This is a genomic window from Desulfurella sp., assembly GCF_023256235.1.
Taxonomy (GTDB): domain Bacteria; phylum Campylobacterota_A; class Desulfurellia; order Desulfurellales; family Desulfurellaceae; genus Desulfurella.
In genome coordinates, this window is record NZ_JAGDWY010000012.1 from 1 (window position 1) to 6,813 (window position 6,813).

The 6,813-nt window shown below is 31.0% G+C and carries 9 protein-coding genes; 7 read left to right on the forward strand and 2 right to left on the reverse strand.

The features are described from left to right. Window positions 1-568: nucleotidyltransferase family protein (locus Q0C22_RS01380; protein ID WP_291490301.1), on the reverse strand; the 568-nt coding region annotated here is incomplete at its 3' end. Between the two features lie 234 nt (window positions 569-802). Between Q0C22_RS01380 and rpsB the strand changes: the two genes are divergently transcribed. The 7 genes from rpsB to dxr are packed head-to-tail and all read left to right on the forward strand — an operon-like array spanning window position 803 to window position 6,005. Further along, window positions 803-1,588, forward strand: a complete 786-nt coding sequence (gene rpsB, locus Q0C22_RS01385) for a 30S ribosomal protein S2 (protein ID WP_291490302.1) — start codon at window positions 803-805, stop codon at window positions 1,586-1,588. Between the two features lie 3 nt (window positions 1,589-1,591). Continuing rightward, window positions 1,592-2,188 (forward strand): translation elongation factor Ts, encoded by a 597-nt coding sequence (gene tsf / locus Q0C22_RS01390; RefSeq protein WP_291490303.1) that lies wholly within the window; start codon window positions 1,592-1,594, stop codon window positions 2,186-2,188. Window positions 2,189-2,191: 3 nt separating this feature from the next. Beyond that, window positions 2,192-2,905, forward strand: coding sequence for a UMP kinase (gene pyrH / locus Q0C22_RS01395; protein WP_291490304.1), 714 nt, complete (start codon window positions 2,192-2,194; stop codon window positions 2,903-2,905). 9 nt (window positions 2,906-2,914) lie between these two features. Then, window positions 2,915-3,469 carry a ribosome recycling factor gene (gene frr / locus Q0C22_RS01400; protein WP_291490305.1) on the forward strand — a complete coding sequence of 185 codons (555 nt, stop codon included), beginning with the start codon at window positions 2,915-2,917 and terminating at the stop codon, window positions 3,467-3,469. Window positions 3,470-3,473: 4 nt separating this feature from the next. Further along, window positions 3,474-4,178, forward strand: coding sequence for an isoprenyl transferase (locus Q0C22_RS01405; protein ID WP_291490306.1), 705 nt, complete (start codon window positions 3,474-3,476; stop codon window positions 4,176-4,178). Continuing rightward, window positions 4,171-4,938, forward strand: a complete 768-nt coding sequence (locus Q0C22_RS01410) for a phosphatidate cytidylyltransferase (protein WP_291490307.1) — start codon at window positions 4,171-4,173, stop codon at window positions 4,936-4,938. The genes Q0C22_RS01405 and Q0C22_RS01410 overlap by 8 nt, the downstream gene beginning before the upstream one ends. Next, on the forward strand, window positions 4,923-6,005 hold the full coding sequence (gene dxr / locus Q0C22_RS01415; RefSeq protein WP_291490308.1) for a 1-deoxy-D-xylulose-5-phosphate reductoisomerase: 1,083 nt from the start codon (window positions 4,923-4,925) through the stop codon (window positions 6,003-6,005). Before Q0C22_RS01410 ends, dxr begins: the two co-directional genes overlap by 16 nt. On the opposite strand, the gene Q0C22_RS01420 is transcribed toward dxr, so the two are convergent. Further along, window positions 5,940-6,653 carry a hypothetical protein gene (locus tag Q0C22_RS01420; RefSeq protein ID WP_291490309.1) on the reverse strand — a complete coding sequence of 238 codons (714 nt, stop codon included), beginning with the start codon at window positions 6,651-6,653 and terminating at the stop codon, window positions 5,940-5,942. The genes dxr and Q0C22_RS01420 overlap by 66 nt on opposite strands. Between the last annotated feature and the right edge of the window lie 160 nt (window positions 6,654-6,813).

Genomic DNA, 6,813 nt, shown 5'->3' on the forward strand with positions numbered 1-6,813 from the left:
CTGTTTTTTCTGGTATAAGATCATATGCTTCTTTTTCCAATATGTATATTCCTGTATTTATAAGATCAGAAAATACTTCACCCCATGATGGTTTTTCTAAAAATTTTTCAATATTTGAATCGGAATCTGTAATTACTATGCCATATGATGTGGGATCTTTTGTGTGTGTTAAAATAATTGTAGCTTTTGCATGCTTTTTTTTATGTGATTCAATTGCTTTTGTGAGATCAAAATCGCATAGTATATCAGAACTTATAACAAGTATTGTTTCGTTTATATTTTCTTCTACAATTGCATATTTTACCGCTCCAGCTGTGCCATAATCTTCATCTGGCAGAATATAACTTAAATCAACACCAAATTCCTGTCCATCTTGAAAAAAATTTTTTATTACATCATGTTGAAAAAATAATAAAGCACTTACATTTTTCAATTGATGATGTTTTAGTAAATTAATTACATGTAACATAATTGGTTTATTGGCTACCGGAACCATTGGTTTGGGTATTTTAATAGTAAGAGGTCTAAGTCTTGTTCCAAATCCGCCTGCCATCAATATTGTTTTCACTTTTTCACCCCAATTTAGCTTATTTTTGTAAATTATACTTTAGTTTAAATAATTTGTAAATAAAAAAACACCTGCAATTGGCTAAATAATATTATTGTAATATAAAGTACTTTATGATAAAATGACTGATTGAAAACGCACACTTGCTTAATCTTGTGTGCACATGGAGTCTAAGTATTTTAGATTGGTGCACATTTAGCAAGTGGTGGTAAATCCATTTTTTAAGGAGTTTGTATGTCGCACATTACGATGAAGGAACTTTTAGAAGCAGGTGTTCACTTTGGTCACCAAACCAAACGCTGGAACCCAAAAATGAAACCTTACATTTTTGCTGCAAGGAAAGGTATTCACATTATTGATTTGCAGCAAACACTCTATTACTTTGAGAAAGCTTACGAATTTGTAGAAGAACAGGCTGCTGCAAACAAAACAATCCTGTTTGTTTGCACAAAGAAACAAGGTCAAGATGAAATTAGAGAAGCAGCAATAGCTTGTGGTATGCCTTATGTTACTTATAAGTGGCTTGGCGGTTTGCTTACAAATTTTTCTACCGTCAAAAAAGGTGTAGAGAATCTAAAAAGACTTACAGAACTTGAAGAAAGTGGCGAGATAAATAAGTACACCAAAAAAGAAGCAAAAATTTTGATGAAAAAGAAAGAAAAACTAGAAAAATACCTTTCTGGTATAAAAAATATGACAAAATTGCCAGATGTTATCATAGCAGTTGATACCAAACGAGAAGAACTTGCTATTAAAGAAGCAAATAAGTTAAGGATTCCTGTAGTTGCACTTGTTGATACAAATTGTGATCCAGATCCAATAGATTATATTATTCCAGGAAATGACGATGCAATAAGATCGATAAGTTTACTTGCACAAAAGATGCAAGAAGCAGTATTAAGAGGTAAAGAGCGCTATAATAAAGAACTAGCAGATAAAATAGAAGCTGAAAAATTTGAAGAAGCTATAGCTGAAAAAGTTGAAAGCGAAGAAGAGTTTAGTGAAGAGGAGGATTTATAAAAAATGGAAATAAATGCAAAATTGGTTAAAGAATTAAGAGAACGCACTGGCGCTGGTATGATGGATTGTAAAAAGGCCCTTGAACAAGCAAATGGTGATATTGATAAAGCCATAGAAAAACTCAGAGAAATGGGGCTTGCAAGTGCAAGGAAAAAATCTCTCCGGGTTGCAAATGAAGGTAAAATAGTAAGCTACATTCATGCAGGTGGTAAAATTGGTGTAATGGTAGAATTGAATTGTGAAACAGATTTTGTAGCAAACACCGACGAGTTTGCCCAACTTGCAAAAGACATCGCAATGCATATTGCAGCTACAAATCCGCTTTTTGTTGACAAAGAAAGTGTTCCTCAAGAAGTAATTGAAAAAGAAAGAGCTTTTCAAAAGGAGCAGCTAATAAAAAGTGGCAAACCTGAAAATGTTCTTGATAAGATATTGGAAGGTAAAATTAACAAATACCTTGAGGAAATTTGCGTACTTGACCAACCTTTTGTAAAAAATGATATGATTAAAGTAAGAGATTTGATAAATAATGCCATAGCAAAATTTGGGGAAAATATTATACTTAGAAGATTTGTGAGATTTAAATTGGGAGAAGAATAAGTCGTGGGCAAGTATGTTTATAATAATATTTTATTAAAACTCAGCGGGGAGGCTTTACTTGGGGAGCTTCCCTTTGGTATAGATGATAGAATGATCAAAAAGATATCTGTTGAAGTTAAACAAGTGTGGGAGATGGGGGTTAGTGTTTCGATTGTTATCGGTGGTGGAAATATTTTTAGAGGTATTAAAGGTGCATCTCTTGGAATGGATAGGGCGAGCGCAGACTACATGGGTATGCTTGCAACAGTAATAAATGGGCTTGCTTTACAGGATAGTTTAGAAAAGCTTGATGTACCAACGCGTGTTATAAGTGCAATAGAAATGAGGCAAATATCCGAGCCATATATTAGAAGAAGAGCCTTGAGGCACTTAGAAAAAGGCAGGGTAGTAATTTTTGTTGCAGGTACTGGAAATCCTTATTTTACGACAGATACAGCAGCTGCGCTCAGGGCAATGGAAATGGGTGCTCAAGTACTTTTAAAGGCTACAAAAGTTGATGGTGTTTATGATAAAGATCCTATGGTTTATGAAAACGCCAAATTAATAGAAGAAATTACATACATTCAGGTTCTTGATCAAAATTTAAAAGTTATGGATTCAACGGCAATATCTATGTGCATGGAGTATAAATTGCCTATTATTGTTTTAAATATTAACAAAGAAGGTATTTTAAAAAGCATAATAGAAGGCAAAAAGGTAGGTACATTAGTTAGTTAGGGAGGCAGTATGATTGATGAAGTTAAACCAATTGCTTCTGAAATGGAAAAAGCTCTTTTAGCCTATAAACATTATGTTACATCTCTTAAAACAGGTAAAGCTCACAGTTTACTTGTTGAAAATGTTCTTGTGGAAAGTTACGAAAAAAAAATGCCGCTTAAGCAGGTCGCTTCTATTTCGGTTCCAGATGCTACAACAATAATTATCAAACCGTGGGATTTGAGTTTACTAAAAGCAATTGAAAAGGCAATTTTAAAGTCAAATATAGGATTGACACCAAATAATGATGGCAAAGTTGTTAAAATTAACATGCCACCACTAACCGAAGAAGATAGAAAAAGTATTGTAAAACAACTTAAGCAAGAGAGTGAAAAATATAAAGTAAACATTAGAAACATAAGGAAAAAAGCAAACACAATTTTAAAAGATTTAGAAAAAGATAAAGCCATATCCAAAGATGATCTAAAAAAAGAAGAAGATGAAATGCAGAAATTAACGGATAAATACATTAAAGAAATAGATAATTTATTTAGCTTAAAAGAAAAAGAGATTTTATCTGTTTAATACAATGAATATTCCCAGACATATAGCTATAATAATGGATGGCAATGGCCGTTGGGCTAACCTCCAGGGGAACAAAAGAGTTTATGGTCATTTTATTGGCTCTACAATCATTGATAAAATTGCAAAAAAAGCCAAAGAATTAAAAATCGAATATTTGACTTTATATACATTTTCTACAGAAAACTGGAAAAGACCGCAAAGTGAAGTTAATTTTTTAATGAAATTGCTTGGTATACAGATAAGAAAAAAATCAGATTTTATGATGAAGGAAAATATAAAATTTAACTGTATTGGAGATATCACAAAATTACCTCAAAAGCAACAGGAAGCTATATTAAACCTTCAAGAAAAAACAAAAAACAATTCTGATTTAACGATAAATTTTGCAATAAATTACGGATCTTATATGGAAATCATAAGAGCCTGTAAAAACATATGTATGGATTTTAGTTTGAATAAACTTAATTGTGATAATATTGATGAAAATATATTTGAACAATACCTATATACTAAAGATATACCAGATGTTGATTTGTTAATTAGAACTGGTGGTGAAAAAAGGATAAGTAATTTCTTACTATGGCAAATTGCATATGCGGAAATTATTTTTTTAGATAAATACTGGCCAGAATTTAATGAAGATGATTTAGAGTATTGCATAAAAGAATTTTCAGAAAGAAAAAGACGATTTGGTGGACTTGATGATTAAAAGAATTATAAGTGCAGGTCTGTTAATACCTCTTGTTCTTGCAATTATTTTATATGCGCCGTTGTGGCTTATAAATCTTATAATTTTAATGGTTGGATTATTATCATACTTTGAATGGTCAAATTTTACTGGATTAAAAGAAAGATATTTGTATTTTGTTTTGACTGCAGTATTTTTATCAACTGTTTTGTTTTATTTTGAGTATATATTTATTGTTTTGATGTTAATTTTTTTAATACATATGATTATTGGTTTTAAAAGTATTGATAAAAATAGAATTTTGACTCATTACTATTTGCTTGGTGGTATATTATATGTATCGCTATATACATTTTTTGTAAACATTGTAAAATTAGATAATGGTAGATGGCTATTTTTACTTGTTTGTGTAAGCATCTGGGTTGGTGATTCATTTGCATATTTTTGTGGAAAATCATTTGGAAAAATTAAATTGGCTCCAAATATCAGTCCGAATAAAACTTATGAAGGAGCTATCTGTGGCGTAATTTTTGGCACAATTTCTTCTATTATGTTTGCTTATTTTTTAAATATTGATTTAAAGGTAGCTTTTGGGGTAGGTTTAGTATCTAATATGGCAGGTATTTTTGGAGATTTGTCTGAGTCTGTTGTAAAGCGTATATATAACAAAAAAGATTCTTCCAATATCATACCAGGACACGGGGGTATGCTTGATAGACTTGACAGTCTTGCTTTTTCAGCATATTTAGTATATTTAATGTTTTTATGGAAAATATTTTAATATTAGGATCTACAGGTTCAATTGGTCAAAATGTAATTGAAGTTATAAAAAAAGGTTCAAAATATAACATAATTGGTATTGCTTTCAATAAAAATATCACTAAAGCTATAGAGCAAATTGAAAACCTAAAACCAAAGTATGTTTATGTAGGACAGTTAGAATACATCCCTCAGTTAAAAAATCTTTTTCCATGTATAGAATTTTTTTCACAAAATGAATTGTCTGAATTAATTGCAAAAAATGATATAGATTTTGTTATAAATGCTTTTGTTGGAAGTGCAGGTATACTGCCTTCTTACTATGCGATTTATTATAAAAAAAAATTTGCTTTAGCTAATAAAGAAAGTTTGGTAGTTGCTGGGAAAATACTTACAGAATTAGCAAAAAAAAACAATGTCGAAATAATACCAATTGATAGTGAGCACTCTGCAATTTACCAGTGTTTGGAAGGCAAAAGGCAGTACTTAAAAAAAATTATATTAACTGCATCTGGAGGTCCTTTTAGATTAACCGACAAAAAACAATTTGATGCTATAACAAAGGAAATGGCTCTTAATCACCCAAAATGGAATATGGGTGCTAAAATTACAATTGATTCCGCAACTATGATGAATAAAGGTTTTGAGATTATAGAGGCTGGATGGCTTTTTGATGTGGATAGCAAACAAATTGAAGTTGTTGTTCATAAAGAATGTATAGTTCACTCAGCAGTAGAACTTATTGACGGAAGCATTATTGCTCAGATGGCAACACCAGATATGAAGTTGCCCATAGCTTACGCTTTATATAAACCAGATAGAATTGAGTTTGAAAATAAAATTTCGCTTGTTGATATAGGGACTTTAACTTTTGAGAAACCAGATTTAGATAAATTTGAGCTTTTAGCTTTAGCACAGGATGCATTTAGGAAAAAAGAAAAAAATTGTGGTTTACTTTTAAATGCAGCTGATGAGGTATGCGTTGAGTATTTTTTGCAAAATAAGATTAAATTTACGGATATTTCAAAAATAATTAAAAAAATCATTAATTTTTCCCTCGTCAAATATTTGTATGTGATTGTCTATTAATTCTTGATAAAAGGCCTCAAAAATCTCCCATAGTTCTGGAAAATTCTCAATAAGCGATCTACTGTCTGTTAAATTATATGTTATAAATATCCCGCCTAATTTATAGATTATATCGTTACTTAGTGCCTCAGAAATATCGGAAAAATAACCCAGAGCGTTGCTATCCACACTCTTAAAAAATGTTATTTCATTCGTGTCGGGAATTATAGCAAAGACTGAATTTATATCTGCTTCTTTAGCAACATTATCAAAATCTCTTGGGATAAAGAAAGAATCGGATTTCTCAATAACTTCGAATCCCTTTAAAACCCCTTCATTGATTCCAACCTTAGTCCGAGAGCTATCACCTTTAAAGTAGAATGCATTCTGATCAATATAAGGGATTACGAGAAAATAGTTGTGATGCCCTCTGGGGAGTCTCATTATCTGCCTGAGGACCGACGGGGATGAGCGTTTAATCATATTTATTAAATCTTCATACTTTATAGCTCTGGATTGAATTACCTTTGGCTTGGTCAACTTTAGATGCATACCATAATTTTGATTATGCATACTAAAATGAAATCCTGTGTTGGAAGTTAACTCAGGGAATGGAATAAAATATAACTCTGAACCATTTCTTGTAGCATTAATTTTAAAGATATCCATATAGAATAACCTCCCTGCCTTAATTATATTTAAGTCAACACTATTAAATTTTCAATAATAAGGAATTCATTTTTTCATTTTATTCATTTTTGAAGGAGGGGTTATAAATTCAAATAATGGATTGAGGATTTTAAAGTGTGATGTGAGATGAACGCATTCG

What these genes read in the sequence shown, in the direction of transcription:
- Q0C22_RS01420 (WP_291490309.1), bottom strand. Translation starts at nt 6,653, where the DNA reads ATGGATATCTTTAAAATTAATGCTACAAGAAATGGTTCAGAGTTATAT.
- Q0C22_RS01405 (WP_291490306.1), top strand. Translation starts at nt 3,474, where the DNA reads ATGAATATTCCCAGACATATAGCTATAATAATGGATGGCAATGGCCGT.
- tsf (WP_291490303.1), top strand. Translation starts at nt 1,592, where the DNA reads ATGGAAATAAATGCAAAATTGGTTAAAGAATTAAGAGAACGCACTGGC.
- rpsB (WP_291490302.1), top strand. Translation starts at nt 803, where the DNA reads ATGTCGCACATTACGATGAAGGAACTTTTAGAAGCAGGTGTTCACTTT.
- Q0C22_RS01410 (WP_291490307.1), top strand. Translation starts at nt 4,171, where the DNA reads ATGATTAAAAGAATTATAAGTGCAGGTCTGTTAATACCTCTTGTTCTT.
- frr (WP_291490305.1), top strand. Translation starts at nt 2,915, where the DNA reads ATGATTGATGAAGTTAAACCAATTGCTTCTGAAATGGAAAAAGCTCTT.
- dxr (WP_291490308.1), top strand. Translation starts at nt 4,923, where the DNA reads ATGGAAAATATTTTAATATTAGGATCTACAGGTTCAATTGGTCAAAAT.